24 protein-coding genes and 1 pseudogene are annotated in these 22,619 nt (G+C 70.9%); 15 read left to right on the forward strand and 10 right to left on the reverse strand.

The genetic code is table 11. The features are described from left to right. Position 1 precedes the first annotated feature (1 nt). Both NNL39_RS05675 and NNL39_RS05680 read right to left on the reverse strand, forming a co-directional pair. A complete protein-coding gene (locus NNL39_RS05675) occupies positions 2–856 on the reverse strand; it encodes an ABC transporter permease (protein WP_255160720.1) in 855 nt (284 codons plus the stop codon). Next, positions 853–1,824: an ATP-binding cassette domain-containing protein gene (locus NNL39_RS05680; RefSeq protein WP_255160721.1), complete on the reverse strand. Its 972-nt coding sequence runs from the start codon at positions 1,822–1,824 to the stop codon at positions 853–855. Before NNL39_RS05680 ends, NNL39_RS05675 begins: the two co-directional genes overlap by 4 nt. Before the next feature lie 56 nt (positions 1,825–1,880). Here NNL39_RS05680 and NNL39_RS05685 point away from each other — a divergent pair, with 56 nt between their 5' ends. From NNL39_RS05685 to NNL39_RS05695, 3 genes are read left to right on the forward strand one after another with little or no spacing between them, the layout of a single operon-like run. Further along, entirely contained in the window at positions 1,881–3,017 is a 1,137-nt protein-coding gene (locus NNL39_RS05685) for an acyl-CoA dehydrogenase family protein (protein WP_255160722.1), read from the forward strand. Then, complete coding sequence (locus NNL39_RS05690; RefSeq protein WP_255160723.1) at positions 3,014–3,883, forward strand: alpha/beta fold hydrolase; 870 nt, start codon at positions 3,014–3,016, stop codon at positions 3,881–3,883. Before NNL39_RS05685 ends, NNL39_RS05690 begins: the two co-directional genes overlap by 4 nt. A 25-nt stretch (positions 3,884–3,908) precedes the next feature. Beyond that, on the forward strand, positions 3,909–5,315 hold the full coding sequence (locus tag NNL39_RS05695; protein ID WP_255160724.1) for an amino acid permease: 1,407 nt from the start codon (positions 3,909–3,911) through the stop codon (positions 5,313–5,315). Positions 5,316–5,331: 16 nt separating this feature from the next. Here the strand turns inward: NNL39_RS05695 and NNL39_RS05700 are convergent, their stop codons facing one another. Then, complete coding sequence (locus tag NNL39_RS05700) at positions 5,332–6,087, reverse strand: DeoR/GlpR family DNA-binding transcription regulator (RefSeq protein ID WP_255160725.1); 756 nt, start codon at positions 6,085–6,087, stop codon at positions 5,332–5,334. 58 nt (positions 6,088–6,145) lie between these two features. Here NNL39_RS05700 and NNL39_RS05705 point away from each other — a divergent pair, with 58 nt between their 5' ends. From NNL39_RS05705 to NNL39_RS05715, 3 genes are all read left to right on the forward strand, one after another. Then, the gene (locus tag NNL39_RS05705; protein ID WP_255160726.1) at positions 6,146–6,526 is read left to right on the forward strand and encodes a DUF4406 domain-containing protein; all 381 of its coding nucleotides are present in this window, start codon (positions 6,146–6,148) and stop codon (positions 6,524–6,526) included. A gap of 87 nt (positions 6,527–6,613) precedes the next feature. Next, positions 6,614–7,441 (forward strand): LLM class flavin-dependent oxidoreductase, encoded by an 828-nt coding sequence (locus NNL39_RS05710; protein ID WP_255160727.1) that lies wholly within the window; start codon positions 6,614–6,616, stop codon positions 7,439–7,441. Between the two features lie 40 nt (positions 7,442–7,481). Beyond that, positions 7,482–8,312, forward strand: a complete 831-nt coding sequence (locus tag NNL39_RS05715) for a hypothetical protein (RefSeq protein WP_255160728.1) — start codon at positions 7,482–7,484, stop codon at positions 8,310–8,312. 4 nt (positions 8,313–8,316) lie between these two features. Here NNL39_RS05715 and NNL39_RS05720 read toward each other — a convergent pair whose 3' ends face one another. From NNL39_RS05720 to NNL39_RS05730, 3 genes are read right to left on the reverse strand one after another with little or no spacing between them, the layout of a single operon-like run. After that, a complete protein-coding gene (locus NNL39_RS05720; protein ID WP_255160729.1) occupies positions 8,317–8,985 on the reverse strand; it encodes an alpha/beta hydrolase in 669 nt (222 codons plus the stop codon). Positions 8,986–8,995: 10 nt separating this feature from the next. Then, positions 8,996–10,012, reverse strand: a complete 1,017-nt coding sequence (locus NNL39_RS05725) for a serine hydrolase domain-containing protein (RefSeq protein WP_255160730.1) — start codon at positions 10,010–10,012, stop codon at positions 8,996–8,998. 14 nt (positions 10,013–10,026) lie between these two features. Beyond that, a complete protein-coding gene (locus NNL39_RS05730; protein ID WP_255160731.1) occupies positions 10,027–10,950 on the reverse strand; it encodes an LLM class F420-dependent oxidoreductase in 924 nt (307 codons plus the stop codon). 58 nt (positions 10,951–11,008) lie between these two features. Here NNL39_RS05730 and NNL39_RS05735 point away from each other — a divergent pair, with 58 nt between their 5' ends. Next, positions 11,009–11,686 carry an SDR family NAD(P)-dependent oxidoreductase gene (locus NNL39_RS05735; RefSeq protein WP_255160732.1) on the forward strand — a complete coding sequence of 226 codons (678 nt, stop codon included), beginning with the start codon at positions 11,009–11,011 and terminating at the stop codon, positions 11,684–11,686. A 13-nt stretch (positions 11,687–11,699) separates the two neighbouring features. Then, positions 11,700–12,560 carry a fumarylacetoacetate hydrolase family protein gene (locus NNL39_RS05740; RefSeq protein WP_255160733.1) on the forward strand — a complete coding sequence of 287 codons (861 nt, stop codon included), beginning with the start codon at positions 11,700–11,702 and terminating at the stop codon, positions 12,558–12,560. Between the two features lie 31 nt (positions 12,561–12,591). Here NNL39_RS05740 and NNL39_RS05745 read toward each other — a convergent pair whose 3' ends face one another. Further along, positions 12,592–13,167, reverse strand: a complete 576-nt coding sequence (locus tag NNL39_RS05745; protein ID WP_255160734.1) for a TetR/AcrR family transcriptional regulator — start codon at positions 13,165–13,167, stop codon at positions 12,592–12,594. 51 nt (positions 13,168–13,218) lie between these two features. On the opposite strand from NNL39_RS05745, the gene NNL39_RS05750 reads away from it, so the two are divergent. The 7 genes from NNL39_RS05750 to NNL39_RS05780 all read left to right on the forward strand — a co-directional run bounded on the left by NNL39_RS05750 (position 13,219) and on the right by NNL39_RS05780 (position 19,096). Next, complete coding sequence (locus tag NNL39_RS05750; RefSeq protein WP_255160735.1) at positions 13,219–14,232, forward strand: SDR family NAD(P)-dependent oxidoreductase; 1,014 nt, start codon at positions 13,219–13,221, stop codon at positions 14,230–14,232. 4 nt (positions 14,233–14,236) lie between these two features. After that, a complete protein-coding gene (locus NNL39_RS05755) occupies positions 14,237–14,605 on the forward strand; it encodes a hypothetical protein (protein WP_255160736.1) in 369 nt (122 codons plus the stop codon). Between the two features lie 63 nt (positions 14,606–14,668). Continuing rightward, entirely contained in the window at positions 14,669–15,172 is a 504-nt protein-coding gene (locus NNL39_RS05760; protein ID WP_255160737.1) for a TetR/AcrR family transcriptional regulator, read from the forward strand. Between the two features lie 11 nt (positions 15,173–15,183). Next, positions 15,184–15,858 (forward strand): GAP family protein, encoded by a 675-nt coding sequence (locus tag NNL39_RS05765; RefSeq protein WP_255160738.1) that lies wholly within the window; start codon positions 15,184–15,186, stop codon positions 15,856–15,858. 153 nt (positions 15,859–16,011) lie between these two features. Beyond that, positions 16,012–17,058 (forward strand): acyl-CoA dehydrogenase, encoded by a 1,047-nt coding sequence (locus tag NNL39_RS05770; RefSeq protein ID WP_255160739.1) that lies wholly within the window; start codon positions 16,012–16,014, stop codon positions 17,056–17,058. Beyond that, positions 17,052–18,365, forward strand: a complete 1,314-nt coding sequence (locus tag NNL39_RS05775) for a bifunctional PIG-L family deacetylase/class I SAM-dependent methyltransferase (protein ID WP_255160740.1) — start codon at positions 17,052–17,054, stop codon at positions 18,363–18,365. The genes NNL39_RS05770 and NNL39_RS05775 overlap by 7 nt, the downstream gene beginning before the upstream one ends. After that, the gene (locus NNL39_RS05780; RefSeq protein WP_255160741.1) at positions 18,362–19,096 is read left to right on the forward strand and encodes a glycosyltransferase; all 735 of its coding nucleotides are present in this window, start codon (positions 18,362–18,364) and stop codon (positions 19,094–19,096) included. The genes NNL39_RS05775 and NNL39_RS05780 overlap by 4 nt, the downstream gene beginning before the upstream one ends. A gap of 61 nt (positions 19,097–19,157) precedes the next feature. Here the strand turns inward: NNL39_RS05780 and NNL39_RS05785 are convergent, their stop codons facing one another. The 3 genes and pseudogenes from NNL39_RS05785 to NNL39_RS05795 form a co-directional block, all read right to left on the reverse strand. Further along, positions 19,158–20,390: an alpha-hydroxy acid oxidase gene (locus tag NNL39_RS05785; RefSeq protein ID WP_255160742.1), complete on the reverse strand. Its 1,233-nt coding sequence runs from the start codon at positions 20,388–20,390 to the stop codon at positions 19,158–19,160. Positions 20,391–20,395: 5 nt separating this feature from the next. After that, positions 20,396–21,076: a GntR family transcriptional regulator gene (locus NNL39_RS05790; protein ID WP_255160743.1), complete on the reverse strand. Its 681-nt coding sequence runs from the start codon at positions 21,074–21,076 to the stop codon at positions 20,396–20,398. Between the two features lie 512 nt (positions 21,077–21,588). Next, a pseudogene (locus NNL39_RS05795) lies at positions 21,589–22,516 on the reverse strand (IS481 family transposase). Between the last annotated feature and the right edge of the window lie 103 nt (positions 22,517–22,619).

The following is a 22,619-nucleotide window of genomic DNA, read 5'->3' on the forward strand; positions in this document are numbered from 1 at the left end:
GTTACCGCGAGAGCGTCGCGAACTTCCGGATCGACAGGGGCACGAACACGAGCAGCAGCACCGCGACGCCGATGAGCACCGTGGCGATGGGGTTCTGCGCCGGCCAGGCGTCGCCCACGGGCGTGCCGGGCGGCACGTTGCCGAAGAGCTCTCGCGCCGCTTGCACGAGCGCCGAGACCGGGTTCCACTCGGCGAAGATGCGCAGCGGGTCGGGCAGGCGCTCGCTCGGCACGAACGCGTTCGAGATGAAGGTGAGCGGGAAGAGGATGAGGAACGAGGCGTTGTTGATGATCTCGGGACTCTTCACCGACATGCCCAAGAACGCCATGACCCATGAGAACGCGTAGGCGAACAGCAGCAGCAGGCCCACGCCGGCGAGGAACTCGAGCGATGACGAGTTGACCCGCCAGCCGACGGCGAGCCCCGTGAGCATCATCACGATCATCGAGAGCGAGTTGATGACGAGGTCGCCGTTCGTGCGCCCGACGAGCACGGCCGCCCCGCTCATCGGCAGCGTGCGGAACCGGTCGATGATGCCGTCTTTCAGGTCTTGCGCCATCGCGGCACCCGAGTAGGTCGACCCGAACACGACCGTCTGCGCGAAGATGCCGGCCATGAGGAACGACTCGTAGCCGTCGCCGGGAATCTCGATCGCGGCCCCGAACACGTACGTGAAGAGCAGCACGAACATGATCGGCTGAATGAGGCTGAACAGCAGGATCTCGGGCACCCGGATGATCTTCATGAGGTTGCGCCACGTGGTCACCCGCCCGTCGCTGAGGAACCGCGAGACCGCGCTGCCGGGCACCGGCTGCAGGGTTCGGGATGCTGCGCTCGTGGTCGTCGTCGCGCTCATGCCGCACTCTCCGTGGTCTCGTCGGCCACGTGGCCGGTCAGTTGCAGGAACACATCATCGAGGGTCGGACGCCGCATTCCGGCATCGTGCAGCGCGATGCCGGCCGCCGATGCCGCGGCCATGATGGCCGCGAGGGCGGCGGGACCGTCGGTCACCGGCACGACCCAGGTGCGCCCACCCGTGACGACGGGCTCGCCGGTGCCGTGGCTCGCGAGGAGGCTGCGCACAGCATCCCCATCGGATTCGTCGACGACGGTGAGGGCGACCCGCTGCCCGCCGACCGAGGCCTTGAGTTCGTCGGCGGTTCCGCGAGCGATGACCCGGCCGTTGTCGATGACCGAGATCGAGTCGGCCAGGCGGTCGGCCTCTTCGAGGTACTGCGTTGTCAGCAGCACGGTGGTGCCGTCGGAGACGAGGCGCTCGATGACGTCCCACAGGCCGATGCGGCTGCGCGGATCGAGGCCCGTCGTCGGCTCGTCGAGGAAGAGCACGGGCGGCTTGATGACGAGCGCGCCCGCGAGGTCGATGCGCCGGCGCATGCCGCCCGAGTAGCCCTTGACCGGGCGGTTCTGCGACTCGACGAGGTCGAAGAGCTCGATGAGCTCGGTCGCGCGCTGCCGCGCGACCTTCGCGCCGAGGTGGTAGAGCCGGCCGACCATCATGAGGTTCTCGAGACCCGTGAGGTTCTCGTCGACGGCGGCGTACTGCCCGCTCGCCCCGATCATGCGTCGCACGGCCTGGGGGTCGGCGAGCACGTCGACGCCGTCGATCGTGGCCGAGCCCTCGTCGGGCGAGATGAGCGTCGTGAGCACCTTGACGGTCGTGGTCTTGCCGGCGCCGTTCGGCCCGAGCAGCGCGGTGACGGTGCCCTGCGGCACCTCTAGGTCGAGGCCGTCGAGGGCGCGCACGACGGGCGCGCCCTTCGGCGTGTAGGTCTTGACGAGCCCGGAGGCTTCGATGAATGCCATGCGCGGATGCTACTCGCCCGGGGTGACGCTGGGGAGGCGCGGGTAGCGTGGGGGGCATGCCCGACCCGAGTGCGCTGACCCCCGACCTGCTGCAGCGCATTCGCGAGCGCGCTCCGGGCTACGACGAGCGCAACGCGTTCTTCGCCGAGGATCTCGACGAGCTGCGCGCCGCGGGCTATCTGGCGCCCCGCGGCCTGAGCGCCGCATCCGCTGATCAGCGACTGCTCGCCGCCCACGCGCCCGCGACCGCGCTCGGCCTCACGATGCACCTGGTGTGGATGGGCGTGGCGCGCGATCTCGCGGCCGCCGGCGACGAGAGCCTCGCCTGGGTGCTCGACGACGCCGAGCGCGGCGAGCTCTTCGCCTTCGCCATCAGCGAGGCGGGCAACGACCGGGTGATGAGCGACTCGCTCACGCGCGTCGATCGCACCGTGGGCGGCTGGGCCTTCACGGGCACGAAGATCTTCACGACCCTCTCGCCCGCGTGGACGCGACTCGGCGTGCTCGGGCGTCATGATCCGGCCGACGGTGGCGAGCCGAGCATCGTGCACGGCTTCCTGACGCGCGAGTCTGGCGGCGAGGCTGCGGGCGTCACGATCACGCCCGACTGGAACACCCTCGGCATGCGCGCGACGCAGAGCCACACGACGCGGCTCGACGGCGCGGTCGTGACCGACGAGCGTGTGGCGCGCATCCTGCCCGTCGGACCGAGCGGCGACGTGTACACGCTCGCGATCGCCGCCAACTTCCACACCCTCATCGCGAGCGTCTATGCCGGCATCGCCGACCGCGCGCTCGAGCTCGCCGTCGACAGTGCGCGACGCCGCACGAGCCTGCGCGCCGGCGGAGCGCCCCAGGCGCACGACCCCGACATCCGCTGGCGCATCGCGGATGCCGCGCTCGCCCTCGACGCGCTCGCCCCGCAACTGCAGGCGGTCTCGCGCGATCGCGACCAGGGTGTCGACCGCGGCGTGCGGTGGTTCCGCGACTTGGCGGGGCTCAAGCACCGCAGCGTCGAGACCGCTCGGCACGTGGTCGACCAGTCGATGCGCATCGCGGGCGGCGGCGCCTACCGCTGGTCGGCCGAGCTGAGCCGGCTGCAGCGCGACGTGCTCGCCGGCATCTACCACCCGAGCGATACCGAGGCCGTGCACGCGACCGTGGCCGCCGACCTGTTAGGACCCGTGCCATGACCGCAGCAGCATCGAGCGATGTGCTCGAGTTCGACATCACGCTGCCCGACGGGCGCACGCTGCACGGCTACGACGCGGGCGGCGATGGCGCGCCCGTCATGTGGCACCACGGCACGCCGAACGTCGGCACGCCTCCTCGGCCGCTGCTCATGCTGGCCGCGGAGCTCGGTCTGCGGTGGGTCTCGTTCGACCGGCCGGGCTACGGAGGCTCGACCGCGAACCCGGGGCGCTCGGTCGCCGACACGGCCGCCGACGCCGCAGCGCTGGCCGACATCCTGCACCTCGATCGATTCGCCGTCGTCGGGCACTCGGGCGGCGGGCCGCACGCGATCGCCTGCGCAGCGCTGCAGCCCGCGCGGATCATCGCGGCGGTGAGTCTCGGCGGGCTCGCGCCGCACGACGCCGACGGCCTCGACTGGTTCGCCGGCATGGGTCCGACGAGCACCGCCGCGCTGCGGGCGGCGCAGAATGGCCTCGAGGGCAAGCGCCTGCACGAGCAGGAGCACCCCGATGCGCCGATCGACTTCACGGACGACGATTGGGCCGCGCTCCGCGGCCCGTGGGGTTGGCTCGGCGAGGTCGCCGCGGCCGGGGTGGCCTCGGGCATCGAGGCGCTCATCGACGACGACATCGCCTACGTCACGCCGTGGGGCGTCGACCTCGACGCGATCGTGGCGCCCGTGCTGCTCGCGCACGGTGCCGACGACCACGTGGTGCCGCCGGGTCACTCGGCGTGGCTCGCCGGGCACATCGCCGCCGCAGAACTCTGGCTGGTCGAGGGCGAGAGCCACATCTCGTCGCTCGCGGCTGAGCGGCACGGCGCCGACGACGCGCTTCGCTGGCTCGCCGAGCACGTGCGCCGCTAGACCTCCGCAGGAGTAGTGTCGCCGCGTGCTCATCCTGCGCTCGCGCGCCGTGCTGTTCCTCGCCTTCGCCTTCGCCGTCATGGCCGACCCCGTGTCATCCGTGGCCTACGCGGTCGAGGCCGCTTTGCACGCGCTCGGCGGTCGGCTCGATCTGCTCGTCGCGACGATGGGGCTGGTCGTGGCGATCATCGCGCTCGTGATCGTCAACTATCGCGCGCTCATCGCGCGCTACCCCGAGGGTGGGGGTGCCTCGGCCGCCGTCGGCGAGGCCTTCGGCGACGGCTGGTCGTTCGTGCCGGTCGGCTCGCTCGTCGTCGACTTCGTGCTGACGATCGCGATCAGCGTCTCAGCGGCGGCGTCGGCCGTGATCGCCTACTTTCCGCAGCTCGAGCCCTGGCGCCTGCTCATAGCGCTCGTGCTCGTGGCCGTCGTCGGCGGGCTGTGTTGGTTCGGTCACTTGGGCCGCATCGTCTTCGCCCTCATGACGATCGTCTTCGTGCTCGTCGCCGCCGCGGTGCTCGTCTTCAGCGCGTTCGCGCAGCCGCTCGAGGGCGCGGCGCTCGCCGTGTCGGCGGCCGCTGCCGAGGCGGATCCGGGCGCCCTCGCGGGCCTCATCGCGGTCGTCTTCGCGTTCCCGGTGGCGATGGCGCTCGCCACCGGAGTCGAGGCCCCATCGACCGCGATCGCGCAGCTGGGCGAGCTCGACGACGCCGGTCGTCGCCGTTTCGGGCAGCTCACGCTGTGGCTCACGCTCGGCATCGTCGGCGTGATCACGCTCGGCCTGGCCACGCAGGCGGCGCGGCTCGACATCGGCCTGCCGGAAGCGGGCTCGACCCTCATCGCCGATTTCGCCCGCTACGTCGCCCCGGCACCGCTCTTCGCCCTGTTCCAGCTCATGACCGCTCTGCTGCTGCTCGCGGCCGCGAGCTCGTCGTTCCAGGCCGGCCCCGGGCTGCTCAAGGCGCTCGCCGTGCACCCCGGCCGAGCGCACGCGGTCGGCATCCTGCCCGCCGCCTTCGGCCGCGTGAACAGCCGCCACACGCCCTACTGGGGCCTCGTGCTCTTCGCCGTGCTCTCGATGGTCGTCGTCGCTGCCGCCGGAGCCGACGACCAGCGCCTCGTGCTCTTCTACGCGGTCGCCGTGTTCTTGAGCTTCCTCTCCGGCCTGCTGGCGATGACCCGGTTCACCTTCGTCGCCCGTCAGCGCAAGCGCTTCGCCCTCAACGTGTTCGGCTCGTCCGTCGTCGCCTTCACTCTCGTGGTCAACCTCGCGCGCGGCTGGCCGCTCGTGAGCCTCGTGGCCGCCGCGCTCATCGCCGGTGCGCTGTGGATGCTGTGGGTGCGCGCCGGGCGCCCGGAGGGCATCCGGTCGATCGAGGCGCTGGCCGAGAAGGCCGAGGCGAGCACCGACCCGATCACGCCCGACCGCTGAGACCGGATGCTCGCGCTCAGGCCGGAATGATCGCGACCCCGCGGCGCGCGAGGCGCTGCAGCACGGGGTGCTCGGGCTCGGCGTCGGTGATGACGCCGGCGATCTGGTCGAACGACAGCACGTCGAACGCCGAAGCCGCGCCGACTTTCTCGCGGCTCGCGAGCACGTAGACATCGGCTGCGCGATCGGCGAGAGCGCGCTTGACCGCTGCTTCGTCGAGGTCGCCCGTCGTGAGACCGGCCTCGTCGTGCACGCCCGTGACGCCGACAAAGAACTGGTCAGCCCGCACGCGCGAGGCGGCCTCGACGAGGGCAGCGCCACTCGCGACGACCGAGTGCTTGAAGATGCGGCCGCCGAGCATGATGACATCGACCGAGGGATGCTGCGCCAACGCCGCAGCGACCGTCGGGCTGTGCGTCACCGTCGTCGCGCGCAGGCTCGGCGGGAGCACGTGCGCGAGCGCGAGAGCGGTCGACCCGCCGTCGATGAGTACGGTCGACCCCTCGCGAATGAGCGCCGCGGCCGCGCGCGCGACGCGTTGCTTGCTCTCCGGGGCGATCGACTGCCGCGTGGCGTAGTCGGCGAGCGCGGGGGAGACGGGGAGGGCTCCACCGTAGACGCGCTGCAATAGCCCTTCGGCCGCGAGTTCGCGCAGGTCTTTGCGAATGCTGTCGTCGGCGAGCCCGAGTTCGGCCGCAATCTGCTTGGCCACGATCGTGCCGTCGCGTTGCAGCCGCTCGAGCAGGTAGTCGCGGCGTTCGGCGGCGAGCATCGGTCCTCGTTTCCTCATCATCTTGTTTAATCGCGTTTCATCATGTTACATCGTGTTCATGACGACGACGACCGACAAACCCCTGCTCATCCTCATCGCTGGCCCCTACCGCTCGGGCACGGGGGACGACCCCGCGCTCATGGCGGCCAACCTGCGCCACCTCGAGTCGGCCGCCTGGCCGATCTTTGCGAAAGGACACGTGCCGATGATCGGCGAATGGGTCGCGCTGCCCGTGCTCGAGAGCGCGGGCGCCGACGTGTTCTCGCCGCTCGCGAGCGAGGTGTTGTATCCGACTGCCGAACGCCTGCTGCGCCACTGCGATGCCGTGCTGCGGCTGCCGGGCGCGTCGGCGGGGGCCGATGAGGATGTGCGCATTGCCCGCGAGCGCGGCATCCCCGTCTACACCGCCCTCGACGAGATTCCCGCGCGCTCGGCCTGAGCGGGGTGGGCGGCCCGCCTGGCGGGGAATACCGTTTGGTCGCGGGCGCTTGACCACAGCATCCCGCACCGCGAGACGGAGGCCCTCATGACCGTGCAGTTCGGCGTCTTCCTCACCCCGACCGCCGCCGACCCCGCGCGCGTGGTCGACCTCGCCGTGACAGCGGAGCGCGCGGGCATCGACCTCGTGACGGTGCAGGACCACCCCTATCAGCCGGCATTCCTCGACGCCTGGACGCTGCTGAGCGTGATCGCCGGCCGTACCGAGCGCGTGACGCTCTCGGGCAACGTGCTCAACCTGCCGCTGCGGCACCCGGCGATGCTCGCGCGCAGCGCCGCGAGCCTTGACCTGCTGACCGGTGGCCGCGTGACGATGGGGCTCGGCGCCGGGTTCTTCTGGGACGGCATCGCCGCGATGGGCGGCCCGCGCCGCACGCCCGGCGAGGGCGTCGACGCCCTGAGCGAGGCCATCACCGTGATGCGCGCACTGTGGAGCACCGAACCCGGCGGCGTTGTTCTCGACGGCCCGCACTACCCGATCACGGGGGCGAAGCGCGGTCCGGCACCCGCGCACGACATCCCGATCTGGGTGGGCGCGCTCAAGCCCCGCATGCTGCGGCTCATCGGGCGGCAGGCCGACGGCTGGTGGGCATCGCTCGGCATGCTCGCGGGGGAGCACGAGCTTTCCTCGAGCGGGGCGATCATCGACGAGGCCGCGCGGGCGGCGGGCCGCGACCCCTCCGCGATCTGCCGCGTGCTGAACGTCGGCCCGGCGGATGCCCACCCCGAGCGCCTCGTGCACCTGGCCCGCACCTACGGGGTGTCGACCTTCGTGCTGGCCGGCGACGACCCGCGCGCCATCGAGCGCTTCGGGTCGGAGGTCGCGCCCACTGTGCGCGCCCAACTGGGCGAGTAGCGTGGTGGCGCACCACATCACCGCGCGAGAGGAGATTCAGGTGAGCAACGCAGCCGACGTCGACACCACTGCCACCTCACCCGACCCCGCCCGTGGTCGCCGGCGCGCGCTGCGTGCGCTCGTCGTCGTGCTCGCGATCGGCCAACCGGTGTCGTCGCTCGTGTTCGACTGGCTCTCGCCGACCGACCTGCAGTCGGGGGCCGAGTTCTCGCCGCTCGTTCCGCCCGGCGCATGGTTCGCGATCTGGGGCCTCATCATCGTCGCGAGCATCGCCTGGTCGCTCGCGCAGGCGCGGCCGTCGACGATCACCGACTCGTCCGGAGTGCGCGACCAGCTCGCCCTGCCGATGGCCATCGTGTACCTGTGCTTCGGGCTGTGGCTCGCCGCGGCGAGTCTCGGGCAGGAGAACCCGGTCGGGCTGCTCGTGTTCGCCGTCATCATCACGGCGCACGTCATGGCCTGGCAGCGCGTCGTCGCCGCCCGCGACGAGATCGCCCAGTGGAACCCCGTCGAGCGCGGGTTGCTGTACCTGATGCTCGGCACGTACTCGGGCTGGACATCCATGGCGTTCTTCGTCCAGGTCGCGACGGTGACGCAAGGCTCGGGTGCGGAGGTCGACACGGCCTGGGGGATCACCTGGCAGCTGCTTGTGCTCGCGGCGGCCGCGGGCATGGCCGTGGGATTCGTCATCGTCTCGCGCGGCTCGATCGTCTACGCGGCGACGGTGACCTACGCCCTCATCGGTGTGGGACTCAGTACCGCCGAGGCCGGACTCACGGTTCTGTGGGTCGCGTGCGTCATCGCGGTGAGCGTCGTGTGGGCGTCGGTCGGCGCGGTCCGCGCGACGGATGCTCGCCGCACGCGCGGCTGACCACTCAGTCGACCCAGCCGAGCTCGCGCAGCCACTCCTCGCAGTCGCGTGTCCAGTGCGCGGCGATCCCGGCGTGCGCGCCGCCTTCGATGCCGTTCTCCTCAGACGCATCGACGAGGCCGAGCCCGTGGCGTCCGCGCGGATAGACATGCAGAGCGTGCGGAACGTCGTGCCGGGCGAGTGCGCGCGCGAGGCGATAGGGGTGCTCGAGCGGCACCGTCTCGTCTTCGGCGGTGTGCCAGATGAACGTCGGAGGCATGTCGGCGGTCACGCGGCGCTCGAGCGAGAGCGCCGCACGCGTCCAGGGCGGGGCCCAGCGGCCGAGCAGTTGCCGCCGCGATCCGCCGTGGGTGGGGGTGAGCATCGAGACCACGGGGTAGCAGAGCACGGCCAGGTCGACGAGGCCGAGGGTCGCGGCGTGGCCCGCGAGGTGGCCGCCGGCCGAGAAGCCCAGCACACCAAGCCGCTCGACGCCGGTGGCGCGCAGCTCGGCCACGCGCATCCGCAGGGCATCGATGGGGCCGGGGTGGCGCGTCTTCACGGGGTAGGCGAGCACGCTCGAGTCGAGCCCGAGTGAGCGCAGCCACGCGGCGACGGGCTCGCCCTCGTGCGCAGCCCGGAAGGCGTAGCCGCCGCCGGGCAGCACGATGACGTGCGGGCGAGATGTGTTCATCGACCCGTGCTCATCGGCCGGTGAAGGCGGCGTTCAGCAGCTCGTCGACGTCGACGCCGACGTCGGGCTCACCCGTGTCGAGACGGTTGGTGAGCAGCACGACACACCGGCCGGTGTGACGCGACACCCAGAACTGCGAGCGGCACCAGCCCTCATGGCCGAACGTGCTGTGGTCGAGCAGGCTCGGACGGTAGGGCAGGTTGAAGCCGATGCCGAAGTCCTCCGGGTGCCGGGTGCGGTTGGCGTCGAGCGCGACCAGGCCGCTCGTGCGCGGCCGCAGCATCGCCTCGAGCGTGACGCGGTGCACGACGGCGTCGTCGCCCGCGAGCAGGGAGCGGCCGAGGGCGAGCAGGTCGGACGCCCGGGCGGCGGCGCCTGCGGCCGGGTGCCGCAACGCGAAGAGTGCGGCGGGGTCGTGCTCGTAGCGCTCGGTGCCGTGCACGTGGTGCACGTCGTCGGTGTCGAACGAGAGGCCGTCGGCGCCGACCGCGGCGGCGAGATCGGCGAACTCGTCCTCGAATGGGCGGCCCGTGGCGTGCTCGACGAGCGCCGTCACGCCCGACCACGTCAGGTTCGTGTATCGACGGGCCGTGCCGGGCGCGAAGTCAAGCGGAGCCCGCTCGATCGCCTCGCGCAGCGTCGTGGCGTGTCCGTGGGTGCGGGCCGAGCCGCCGCCCTCGAGCGTCAGATCGGCAACGCCGGAGGTGTGGCTCGTGAGGTGGGCGAGGGTGACCTCGCGGCTGACGAAGCCCGGCAGGGCATCCTGCAGCGGGGTCTCGGTCGTGAGCAGTCCGCGCTCGACGGCACGCATGGCCGTGAGGGCGACGAGCGGTTTCGTCACCGAGTAGAGGGCGAAGCGGTCGTCGACGTGGGCGACGCGACCGCTCACAGGGTCGGTGCCGAACGCGGTGATGTCGACGACGCCGTTCACGTCGACGATGCCGAGCACGGCGACGGGCAGGCGGCCGGCCTCGACGTGGCGGCGGGTCCAGTCGGCGGCGGCGCCGAACGCGGTGGTGGTGGCCATGCGGGATGCTCTTCTCAGGTCAGGTGCGGCAGCACGTCGGCCGCGATGAGGTCGAGGTGCTCGAGGTCGGTCATGTCCACCGTCTGCAGGTAGACGCGATCGACGCCGAGCTCGCGCAGGGCGCCGAGCCGGTCGACGACGTCGGCGGGGGTGCCGACGAGGCGCTCGCCGTGGTCGGAATCGGGGTCGATGCCGACGGCGGCGCAGCGGCGGGCGATCTCGGCGGCGTCGCGACCGACGACCGTCGGCCACGCGGCCGACATGGTGAGCGTCGCCGGGTCGCGCTCCTCTTCTTCACACACCGCGCGCACGTTGTCGAGCACCTCGGCGAAGCCTTCCAGGGTGCGGAAGCCGATGTTGAACTCGGTCGCGTACCGCGCGGCGAGCTGGGGCGTCTTGCGCGGTCCGCCGCCGCCGACGATGACGGGCATGCGCTCCTGCACGATCTTCGGCAGGGCGGGCACGTCGACGAGTCGGTAGTGGTCGCCCTCGAACGAGAAGGTGGCGCCGTCGGGGGTGGCCCAGTAGCCCGTCACGATGGCGAGCTGCTCCTCGAGCATCCCGAACCGCTTGTCGGGGAAGGGGATGCCGAAGGCTTCGTGCTCGCGCGCGTACCAGCCGGTGCCGAGCCCGAACTCGGCGCGGCCGCCCGACATCTGGTCGACCTGCGCGACCTGCACGGCGAGGATGCCGGGGTGGCGGTGCGTGGCGGAGCTGACGAGCGTGCCGAGGCGGATCGTGCTGGTCTCGCGGGCGAGGGCGGCGAGGGTGGTCCACGCGTCGGTGGGGCCGGGCAGGCCGTCGCCGTCGCCCATGACGAGGTAGTGGTCGCTGCGGAACCAGGCGTGGAAGCCGAGGGCCTCGGCGCGCTGCGCGTGGGCGACGATCGTGTCGTACGTGGCGCCCTGCTGGGGCTCGGTGAAGATGCAGTACTGCATTGTTCGAGCCTACGACGCGGTCGTCGCACGGATGCCCGCTTTAGGTATGATCTAACGCATGACCCGCACCGCGATCGTCACCGGAGGGCTGAGTGGCCTCGGTGCCGCGACGGCCGAGCGCCTGCGCGCCGACGGCATCCGCGTCATTACGCTCGACGTCGCCGAGGGCGCTGACCACCAGCTCGACATCAGCGACGATGCGGCCGTGGCGGCAGTGGCCGCGACGGTCGGGCCCGTCGACATCCTCGTCAACTGCGCCGGCATCGTCGGGCCGAACAAGCCGCTCATCGAGACGACGGCCGAGGAGTGGCGCCGCACCGTCGACGTCAACGTCATGGGCACGGTCGCGACGATCCGCGCGTTCGCGCCCGGCATGGTGGGGAAGGGCTGGGGGCGCATCGTCAACGTCGCGTCGATGGCCGGCAAGGACGGCAACCCGAACCTCGCTGCCTACTCGGCGACGAAGGGCGCGGTCATCGCCCTGACCAAGTCGGTGGGCAAAGAGCTCGCGCAGACCGGCGTGCTCGTCAACGTCATCGCCCCGGCCGTGATCGACACCCCCATGAACGCCAAGACCGACCCCGCGGTGCTGCAGTACATCACCGACCTCATCCCCATGAAGCGCGTCGGCCGGCCCGACGAGTTCGCCGAGCTCGTGGCGTTCCTCACCTCCGACCGGCTGAGCTTCTCGACCGGCGCCGTCTACGACCTCAGCGGCGGCCGCGCCACCTACTAGAAGGGCCTCACCGATGAAGCTCATGCGCCTCGGCCCCGCGGGCAACGAGAAGCCCGTCGTGCGCGTCGACGACTCCCACTACGTCGACGTGAGCGACCTCACGCCCGACTTCGACGAGCGCTTCTTTGGTTCGGGCGGGATGCTCCGCCTCAAGCAGGTCGTCGCCGAGCGCATCGCGGCCGGCGCCGTGCATCCCTTCGCCGGCGAGCGGGTGGGGGCGCCCATCGCCCGCCCGCACCAGATCCTCTGCATCGGGCTCAACTACAGCGACCACGCGGCCGAGTCGGGTATGCCCGTGCCCGACGAGCCGATCCTGTTCACGAAGAGCCCGAACACGCTCGTCGGGCCGGACGACGAGGTGCGCATGCCGCGCGGCGCGACGAAGCTCGACTGGGAGGTCGAGCTCGGCATCGTCATCGGGGCGCGCACGAGCTACCTCGACAGCCCCGAACAGGCGCGCGAGCACATCGCGGGCTACGTCGTCGTCAACGATGTGAGCGAGCGGGCGTTCCAGATCGAGCGCGGCGGGCAGTGGGCGAAGGGCAAGTCGGCCGAGACATTCAACCCGGCCGGGCCGTGGCTCGCGACCCCCGACGAGCTCGACGACGTCATGCAGCTGGGTATGTGGCTCGACGTCAACGGGCAGCGGCGGCAGACCGGCTCGACCTCGACGATGATCTTCGACCCGTGGTTCATCGTGCACTACCTCAGCCAGTTCCTCGTGCTCGAGCCGGGCGACCTCATCAATACGGGCACGCCGCCCGGGGTGGGCCTGGGCATGACGCCGCCGACCTACCTGCAGGTGGGGGATGTGATGGAGCTCGGCATCGACGGGCTCGGCGCGCAGCGGCAGGTTGTGGTCGCGCCGCGCTGAGCGTTCTCGCTGCCGGAGGGCGCCGGGCGCCTCAGCGCGCGCTGACGACGTCGAGCACCGAGCGCGCCCGCGGCAGGGCATCCTGCACCCGCGTCACGAGGTCGGGGCCGTCGTCGTCGGCGAGCCAGGCGTGCAGCTCGCGCACGAACAGCGCGAAGCCGATGGCCGCGAGCACCTCGGCGTGCTCCTCGGCGAAGCCGCGCTCGATGAGCGTCGCCGTGACCGCCCGCTGCCATAGCGCCTGCTTGGCGAGCTCGCGGCCGGAGAGCGAGACCTCGGTGTCGATGATGCGCTGACGGGCGCGCAGCTCGTGGCGACCGGGCTGCATGACCTCGGCGAGCGACGAGAGCGCGCGGCTCATGAGCGCCTCGGCCGCGACGGGCCCGGTCGGCTCGGCGATCGTCGCGATGAGGTGCGGCATGAGGGAGTCGTCGTCGGAGAACAGCACCTCCTCCTTATCGCGGAAGTGCCGGAAGAAGGTGCGCGCCGTCACGCCCGCCCGCGCCGCGATCTCGTCGACGGTCGTCGCGGCGTAGCCGTGCTCGCCGAACAGGCTCATCGCGGCGTCGACGAGCCGCTCGCGGGAGTCGGTGGGCCAGCGGGGCATGCCCCCGATCCTACTCTTGTGTCACATGATGACATCACCTAGTCTGACGACATGACAGTTCATGACATCACTCGTCCCACCGTCCTCCTCACCGGACCGACGAGCGGCATCGGCGCCGGCATGCTGCGCGCCCTGCTGCAGCACCCGGCCCGCCCCCACCTCGTCCTGCTCGCCCGCAATGCGACAGCACTGGATGCTGCGCTCGACCAGGCGCGCGCCGCCGGCCTCACCGCCCACGGCGTGAGCGTCGACCTCGCCGACCTCGCCTCGGTGCAGGCGGCGCTCGCCGAGGTGCGCGCGCTCATCGATGCCGGCACGATCGCGCCCATCGACGCCGCGCTGCTCAACGCCGGCACGCAGTTCATGTCGCGCGCGACGCTCGGCGCCCAGGGGCACGAGCGCACCTTCACGATCAACGTCATTGCCCAGCACCTGCTCGTCACGGGCCTCGCGCCGATGCTCGCGCCCGCCGGGCACGTCGTCGTCATGGGCTCGTCGACGCACCGCGGCAAGAAGCACTCGTTCAACCTCATCCCCGACCCGCAGTGGCAGGCGCCCGCCGCCCTCGCGACGGCCGACCCGGCCGAGGCCCCGACCGAGGCGAGGGGTCGCGAGCGCGGCGGCATCGCCTACGCCTCGAGCAAGCTCGCCCTCGTCACGGCCGCGCACGCGTGGGCCGAGCGCCTCGGCGCGACCGGTCGCCGCCTCAACACCTACGACCCCGGCCTCACGGTGCGCACGGGGCTCGTGCGCGACATGTCGGCATTCCGCTACTGGGTGTGGCGCTGGATCATGCCCGTCATGGTCCTGCACCCCAAGGCGACGACGGCGCGCATCACCGGCCGGCACGCGGTCGAGCTCGCCCTCGGCGATGCGCACGCCGGCGTGCACGACGGCTACATCGAGATCGGACAGCGGACGCAGGCCGAGCAGGTGACGTACGAGCCCGAGCGGCAGCGCGAGCTCATCGGCTGGCTCGACGCGACGATTGCGCCTTATCTTCCTTCCGATCCGGATGCTCACCGCACGCCCGGCGCCGACCACCGTCACACCCAGGAGGCCTGAGGTCGTGCTGCTCGTCTCGCTGCTGCTCAACATCGTCGTGCTCGTGCCGGTCGTCGGTTCGCTCGCGGCCCGCGCGCCCTGGATCGTGCGGGCCTGGGGCGAGCGCGCGCCCGCGCGCGACATCCTGCTCGCGATCTACATCGCCATCCTCACCGCGTCGACGGCGCTGCTCGCGGTCGTCGCGATGATGGGTCCGTCGACGGCCCTCGAGGCCGCCGCCGTGAGCCTCTTGGCGGTGCAGATTGTCTACAAGGTGCTGACCGCCGTGACGGTGCAGGATGCCCTGCGCAACCCCGTCGTTCTGTCGAACCTCGGCATCGCCGTCGTGCACGCGGTCACCGTGGCGACGATCGCGCCGGGGCTGTACGGCTGACCGCATCTCGAACAAGAGACCCGAAACAAACCGACCGGTCGGTCGGTATGCCATGATCGGTGTATGTCGGCCCGCGATCTGATCCTCGATACCGCTCGATCCTTCATCTCGACGCATGGTCGCTTGCCCTCGCTCGACGCCCTCGCCGGTGATGCGGGCGTGTCGAAGGGCGGCCTGATGCACCACTTCGCCAGCCGCTCTGCCCTCGTGTCTGCACTGATCACTGCAGCGGTTGATGCGACCGATCGTGAGCTTCGCGACGCCGCGACGCGCGGCGAGGTCGTCGATACATGGTTGCGGCTATCGGCGCAGCCAGAGGTTGACGGAACCCCGTTGTCGACCCTCGCGATCATCGCGCTGGGCGCACACGACGACCTGGGCGATGCCGTCCAGCAGATCCTCGACGCCACGAGGCAGTGGGAGGCTCTCATCGCTGACGAGGTCGGCGACCCGACGCGCGCCCGAATCATCCGCATGGTCGGCGACGGGATGCTGCTGCAGAGCCTCCTCAGTCCGACTCCGCTCAGCGCGCTCAGCACGCGTGAGCTGCTCGCGGCGCTGAAGTAGCGGGCTCGGCCATGACCGCTGCACTGCTGCTCACCATCGTGGGGCTCGCCGCGCTCGACTCGCTCAACCCCGCGACGATGGTCTCCGTCATCCTGACCCTGTTGTCGGCTCCGCGGCGGCCCGGCCTCACCGCTGGCGCCGTGATCATGGGTGCTGCGCTGACCGTGTTCACGGTGGGTGCGCTTCTGTTCATCACCGCTGGCGCGGTTGCCGCCGCAATCGACGGGCTGCTCATCGGTCTACGGTTCGTGGCGTTCGGCGCGGCGGGTATCGCACTCGTCGTGGCGGGCATCCGTCGGCTTCGAGATCGGCCTCGCAGCCCACTCGAGCTTCCCGCCTGGTTCTCGCCGGCCACGGCGGTGCCGTTCGGGGTGATCGTCACCGCCGCGGACCTGCCCAATGCGTTCCCCTACTTCATTGCCATCGAACGACTCGTCGATGCCGACATCGGCATCGGCGCAGGCCTGCTCGTCATCGCCGGCTACGCCGTGATCTATTGCGTGCCGTGCCTGGTGCTTCTCGTCGTCGGGCTCGTGAGCCGGGAGCGGACGACCGAGTGGCTGCGCTCGATCACCCGACGGTTCACCGAGGGCTCGGTGCCCCGCTCGATTGTGGCCGCGGTGCTGCTCATGACGGCCGGCGTGCTCGTCGCTGGTGCACCCGTCATCTTCTCGTGGATCAGTTGAGGGACGTCCGTGCTCGCTGAAGGACTGAGCGACGCGAGTTGCTGACAGCGAGATGCCCTCGTGTCAACCCGTTGCTCGTGGCGCGGCATCGCGAGACAGTGCAGAAGCGCGAGCGCTCCGGCTGGTGCGCCCGCTCTGTCGAAAGCTGCCCGTATGCCCTCCCTGCCCGACACCGCCCTGCTCGCGCCGGTCTCGCTCGCTCCCGCGATGTTCGACCCGGGGCCGTTGACGGCGATCGTTCTGCGGCACGCGCCGCAGGGGGTCGACGAGTCGTTGCGGCTCGCCCGTCAGCTCGGAGAGACGATCCCGGCCGTCGTGCCGAATCTGCTCGACCAGTGGGAGGCTCTGGCCACGCTGGCCGCCCACGACGTCGGGGTTGCGCGCATCGTCGAGCCGCACCTCGATGCGCTCTCGATGCTGCGGGATGCCCGCGTCAAGACCCACGAGGGCGACGCCGTCACCGCCCTCACCTGGGGCGTCTTCGCGGCCGAGGGCGGAGACGAACCCCTCACGGCGATCGAGTCGAGTGGAACGGCAACCCTGAGCGGCGTCAAGCCGTGGTGCTCGCTCGCGAGCCGGCTCGATGCGGCGCTCGTGACGGCTCACGTCGACGGCGATGATCGTCGGTCGTTGTTCGCCGCGCGACTGGGCCCGCGCGTCGAGATCGACGACGAGGTGTGGGTCGCTCGCGGTCTGGCCGAGATTCCCAGCGGACCCGTGCGGTTCACCGGGGTCGCGGCCGTGCGTGTCGGTGAGCCCGGGTGGTACCTCGACCGCACCGAGTTCTGGTGGGGCGGCGTCGGTGTCGCCGCCTGCTGGTTCGGGGGAGCCATCGGCATCGCCCGTGCCCTGCATGCCGCTGCTGCCGCCGCGCCGAATCCGCATCTGCTCGCCCACCTCGGGGCGATCGACGAGGTGCTGCAGGCCGCGCGCCGCGCGCTCGCCGAAGCCGCCGAGATCACGGTGCTCGCCAACGCCGACCCGCGGCTGACGGCCAAACGGGTGCGCGCGACCGTCGCCCGCGCGTGCGACGAGGTCATCGATCGCGCCCATCGTGCGCTCGGGCCCGCGCCGCTCGCGCTCGACGGCGCGCACGCGAAGCGCGTGGCCGACCTGCAGCTCTATGTGCGGCAGCACCACGCGGAGCGCGACCAGGCCTCGCTCGGGGCCGCGCTCGCCGAAGAACCAGCGCCGTGGTGATCTTCGATGCGCGCGAGCCGGGGACGAGCGCCCGCGAGTGGCAGGCCGACGGCCGCTGGACGGCGGCGCCGCTGATCGACCTGGCGCGCATCCTGTCGCTCGTCGTGATCGCGGCGCACCCCGATGACGAGACGCTCGGCGCGGGTGGAATCATCGCGTCGTGCGCGCAGCGCGGCGTCGCTGTCGACGTCGTGATCGTCACCGATGGCGCGGCCGCGGGGTCGCCCGACGGCACGGGCGACTCCGCCCTGGCCCAGCGGCGCGAACGCGAGGCCCGCGCCGCCATCGCCGTGCTCGCGCCCGCCGCGCGCGTGCTGTTCCTGCGGTTCGCGGACGGCCGCACTCCCGACGATCGCGTGTCGATCGCCGCGGGGCTGTCGATCGCGCTCGCCGACGCCGCCCCGGATGCCCTCGTGCTCGCCCCCTGGCGCGGCGACCGCCATCGCGACCACCGGGTGGTCGGCGAGATCGCGGCCGAGCTCGTTGAACCGCACCGCCTCGGCGAGTACCCCGTCTGGATGTGGCACTGGGGGCATCCTGATCACCCCGACATCGACTGGCGGCGGATGCGCGCGGCCTCGATCGACGCCCGCATCAAGCTGCGCGCCCTCGCCGAGTACGCCTCGCAGACCGAGGGCGCCGCCCCCGTGCTCTCGGCGGCGGTGCTCGACGCGGCGGCAGCCGATCGCGAGTTCATCGTGATCGACGGCGACGATGCGATCGCCGACTGGCTCGAGCGCGCGTACGCCCGCCGCGACGACCCGTGGCGCGTCGAGTCCCGCTGGTACGAGCAGCGCAAGCGCGCGATCACGCTCGCGAGCCTGCCGGCACGGCGATACGGGCGAGCGCTCGAGGTGGGCTGCTCGATCGGCGTGCTGACCGCCGACCTCGCCGACCGCTGCGACGAGCTGCTCGCGGTCGACCTCTCGGCGCGGGCCGTCGCCCTCGCGCGTGCGCGCCTCGTCGGCCGTGCCGACGTGACGGTCGAGCAGGTCGATGTGCGCGCCACTGTGCCAGCGGGGCCGTTCGATCTGGTCGTGCTCTCCGAGGTGGGCTACTACTTCACGCAGGAGCAGCTCGAGCAGGCGCTGCGCGAGCTCGACGCCGCGCTCGGCGATCACGGCACGATGCTCGCCTGCCACTGGCGCCGACCCGTGGCCGAGCACCTGCTGACGGGCGATCAAGTGCATGCGGTCATCGCCGCGCGCGGCGTGTCCCGCATCGTGCACCACGTGGAGGCCGACTTCGTCATCGACGTCTACAGCCGCGACGCCTGCTCGGTCGCCCAGCACGAGGGCATCGCGTGAGCGCGCGTCGCAGGGATCCGCATGTCGGCATCGTCGTTCCCGCGCGCGATGAGCGCGATCTCATCGGGCGCTGCCTCGACTCCATCATCGTCGCGGCTGCGCAGGTCGACGCCCGCGTCTCGATCGTCGTCGTCGCCGACTCGTGTCGCGACGGCACCGCACAGGCGGCCCGCGCGGCCGCGCAGCGGGCGCGAGCGAGCCGGAACTGCGAGCTCGTCGTGCTCGAGATCGACGCGGAGAACGTCGGCATCGCGAGATCCGTCGGCTGTCGGCAGGCGATCGCTGCGGGATGCTCGTGGCTGGCCCTCACCGACGCCGACTCCGTCGTGCCCGAGAACTGGGTGGGCGAGCACGTGCAGATGCAGCACGCCGGGTTCGACGTGGTCATCGGCACCGTGCGACCTGACTTCGACGACCTGTCGGCCGCGCACGTGCGGCAGTGGCTCGAGACCCACGAGCCCGGTCGGCCGAACGGGCATGTGCACGGGGCGAATCTCGGAGTGCGAGCATCCGCGTATCTGACGGCGGGAGGCTTCGCGCCGCTCGCCGAGCACGAGGACAACGAGCTCGTCGCGCGCCTCGTCGCATCGGGCGCGACCGTCGTGGCGACCGATCGGGCCGAGGTCATGACCTCGGGCCGCACGCTCGGCAGAACGGCGGGCGGCTACGCCGGACACCTGCGCGGCATCGCCGAGTCGCTCGAGCGCGACGCCCGCTCGCTGCGCGGCTGAGAGGGCCCCGCCGCGGCGACCACCACGACGTCGCGACGGGGCCCGGCCCCGGGTGACGCCCTCAGCCGCGCGGGATGAGCCGCTGCAGCTGCGTCACGTGGTGCGGCTCGAGTTCGTCGAGCGAAGTAACGCCGAGCAGCTTCATGGTGCGGGTGATCTCACCGCCGAGGATCTCGATGGCGCGGTCGACGCCCGCGCGCCCGCCGGCCATGAGGCCGTACAGGTAGGCGCGGCCGATGAGCGTGAAGCGCGCGCCGAGGGCGATCGAGGCGACGATGTCGGCGCCCGACATGATGCCCGTGTCGAGGTGCACCTCGGTGTCCTTGCCGACTTCGCGGACGACCTCGGGCAGCAGGTGGAAGGGGATCGGTGCGCGGTCGAGCTGGCGACCGCCGTGGTTCGAGAGGGTGATGCCGTCGACGCCGAGCGCCGTGAGGCGCTTCGCGTCATCGACCGTCTGCACGCCCTTGACGACGAGCTTGCCGGGCCACTGCTCTTTGATCCACTTCAGGTCGTCGTAGGTGACCGTGGGGTCGAACATGGCGTCGAGCAGCTCGCCGACCGTGCCGTTCCAGCTCGAGAGGCTCGCGAAGGCGAGGGGCTCGGTGGTCAGGAAGTCCCACCACCACCACGGGCGAGGAATCGCGTTGACGATCGTGCCGACCGTGAGCGCCGGGGGGATCGAGAAGCCGTTGCGCTTGTCGCGCAGGCGAGCACCGGCGACGGGCACGTCGACCGTGACGAGCAGGGTGTCGAAGCCCGCGGCCGCCGCGCGCTCGACGAGCTGCATCGAGCGCTCGCGGTCTTTCCACATGTAGAGCTGGAACCAGTTGCGTCCCTCGGGCGCCGCATCCCGCACGCCCTCGATGCTCGTCGTGCCCATCGTCGACAGCGCGAACGGGATGCCCGCCGCAGCCGCTGCCGTCGCCCCAGCAACCTCGCCCTCGGTGTGCATCATGCGCGTGAAGCCGGTGGGCGCAATGCCGAAGGGCAACTCGACGCGCTTTCCGAGAACATCCCACCCAGTGTCGACGTGGCTCACGTCGCGCAAGATCGCGGGGTGGAACTCGATGTCGTCGAAGGCCTGCCGCGCGCGACCGAGGCTCAGCTCGGCCTCGGCCGCGCCCTCGGTGTAGTCGAAGGGCGCCTTCGGCGTGCGGCGCTGCGCGATCGCCCGCAGGTCGTGAATGGTCAGCGCACCCTGCAGTCGGCGCTTCTTGCCGTTGAGCTCGGGCGTCTTGAACCGCATGAGCGGCGCGAGCTCTTTCGGGCGCGGGAAGCGGTGTTTCACCATGGGGGCTAGTCCTTCGTGTGAGTGAGGTCGTAGCGGGCGAGCAGGCGGTTGCGTGCCCCCTCGATGTGGGCGCGGGTGAGGGCGCCGGCGCGGTCGGGGTCGCCCGCGGCGACGGCGTCGAGAATGCCCTGGTGCTGCGCGACGACGTCGTCGAGCGCGAGCAGCCGGTGCGCCTGCACCTGCCCCGTGCAGAGCTCGATCTCGCCCATGAGCAGCGCGTGCAGGCGCGCGAGCCGGGGGGAGCGCTGCGCCTCGACGAGGGCGCGGTGGAAGGCGATGTCGGCCCGGGCTAGCGGCCCCGAGCGGTCAGCGGTCGAGGCGTCGGAGGCGGCGTCGACGAGCATCCGCTGCGCCGCGATGGCCGCGATCGGCACGACGCCGTCGGCGGCGAGGGTGCGCAGCGCGGCCTCTTCGACGATGGCACGGTTGGCGTAGAGGTCGACGATGTCGTCGCGCGTCAGCTCGGGCACGCGCGCGGTCTTGTGGGCCTCGCGCCGCAGCAGCCCGTCGGCGACGAGCCGCTCGAGCGCGACCTTGGCGGTCGGGCGCGCGACGCCGAAGCGGTCGGCGATGGCCTGCTCGGTCACGGCGGTTCCGGGCGCTTCGCGCTGACTCAGGATGCTTTCGCGCAGCGCCTCGTACACCGCGTCGGGCACGCGTGTCACGGCGAGGGCGTCACTGCTCATGCGGGCGACAGTAGCAGATTGTTATACAAGTGCACCGGCTTGTCGTGACAGCCGGCTTCCTCGACGTAACTGGTTACGTTGCCGTCTCGGCGATTCAGAGGCCCGCGGCCATAGTCGTTGATAACTGACCGCGGACTGGTTGACGTATCAGCGTCTCGGCCCACTGGAGATCAAGTTGAGCCAGCGCAAGAAATCCCACGAGGGCCTTTGGGCCATCCGCGACCGTGCGGAAATCGTGTTCCCGAGGCGTCGTCTCGACAGATTCCCGGCAGTACTCCGGAAGCGCTTTCGGTAAGGAGCCTATTCATTCTGCGGCGACTCCCGTCGCCTCAGTGCAAGAGTCGCCTAATCTACAACGGAGCATCAGTCCGCCATTGGGGGACATCTGCGTCCGTCGAAGTTGCGCGCATTAGAAAGGTTGTTGGCTGTTCGAAGTCATGTCGCCATGAGTGTGCCCCCAAGTTTGCGAGGCGCGACCGCAAGATCTAAGTGCCCACGTCTTGCCGTCTCGTCTAGCCGCAGTTCCCCGAGACGTTGTGAACGCGGGTTGAGAGTGTGAGGACCCTGATGCCGGTGTGGGGTCGGTGGTGATCGTAGTGATGTGACCACGCGGGACAGGTGGCTGCTCGAGCCTCGGCACTGGCACAGAATTCGTCGTGAGCCCACTCGGCGGCCAGTAGGGGCGAGTTTAAGGGCGCTTGTTCGGCCCGAGGGCTTCAGCGAAGTCGCCGGAGCGGTAGCAGGAACAGTTGTCCGTCATCACCGCCTCAACGGTGAAACCGGCCTCGGCGAAGAACGCCTCAGCGCGCCGCCAGGATCTCGCGGCGGTCTCTTTGCGCTCGTTCGGGAGCTGTTCTGAATAGGCCAGTCGGCGGAAGTCATCGACGGCGCAATGAAGAAACGCGTGGCCGCGCCCGCCGCGATCGGGCCCGTCGTTGTATTTGTTGCCCTGCTGGCGGCCAACGATGCGATGACCGCCACCGTGCGGGATACGGCCGAGCTTTTTAATCTCGACGTGCACCAATCCACCGGGCCGGGACAGCTCGTATCGGACCGCACGGCGCCTGCGTACTGGCAGCCCCGTTGCATAATCGACGTGAGCCTGCAGTGGTATCCGATAGCGGTCCAGTACGCGGCCACCAGTGGAGCGCGGCACCCCCATGTGGTACCTGATTTGGTGCAGGCCCCACCGGCGGGTGAAACGAAGCGCGATGATTCTGCGCTCCAGGGGTCGCGAAAGTTGTGATGGGCTGCGATGAGGGCGGGAGCTTCCATCAACCAAGCTCAAGCCCTGTCGATAGCGGGCGACCTTTTCCACGCTATTGCCGGCGAGCACTCGAATTGCGCGGCAGCGCGCCGAATCGGTCAGCCCCGCTCGACTACGAGCAAAGCGAGGTTGAGTCTGCCCTTCGGGGTGAGCAGAACGTTAGCGTGAGACACGAAGACCTCCGGTTTGCCGACGTGAGTGTGGTAACCCACATCGTTCCGGAGGTCTTCGCTACCTCAAACGTTCACAACGTCCCGAGGAATTACATCTGGCCGT

The organism is Microcella humidisoli, from assembly GCF_024362325.1.
Taxonomy (GTDB): domain Bacteria; phylum Actinomycetota; class Actinomycetes; order Actinomycetales; family Microbacteriaceae; genus Microcella; species Microcella humidisoli.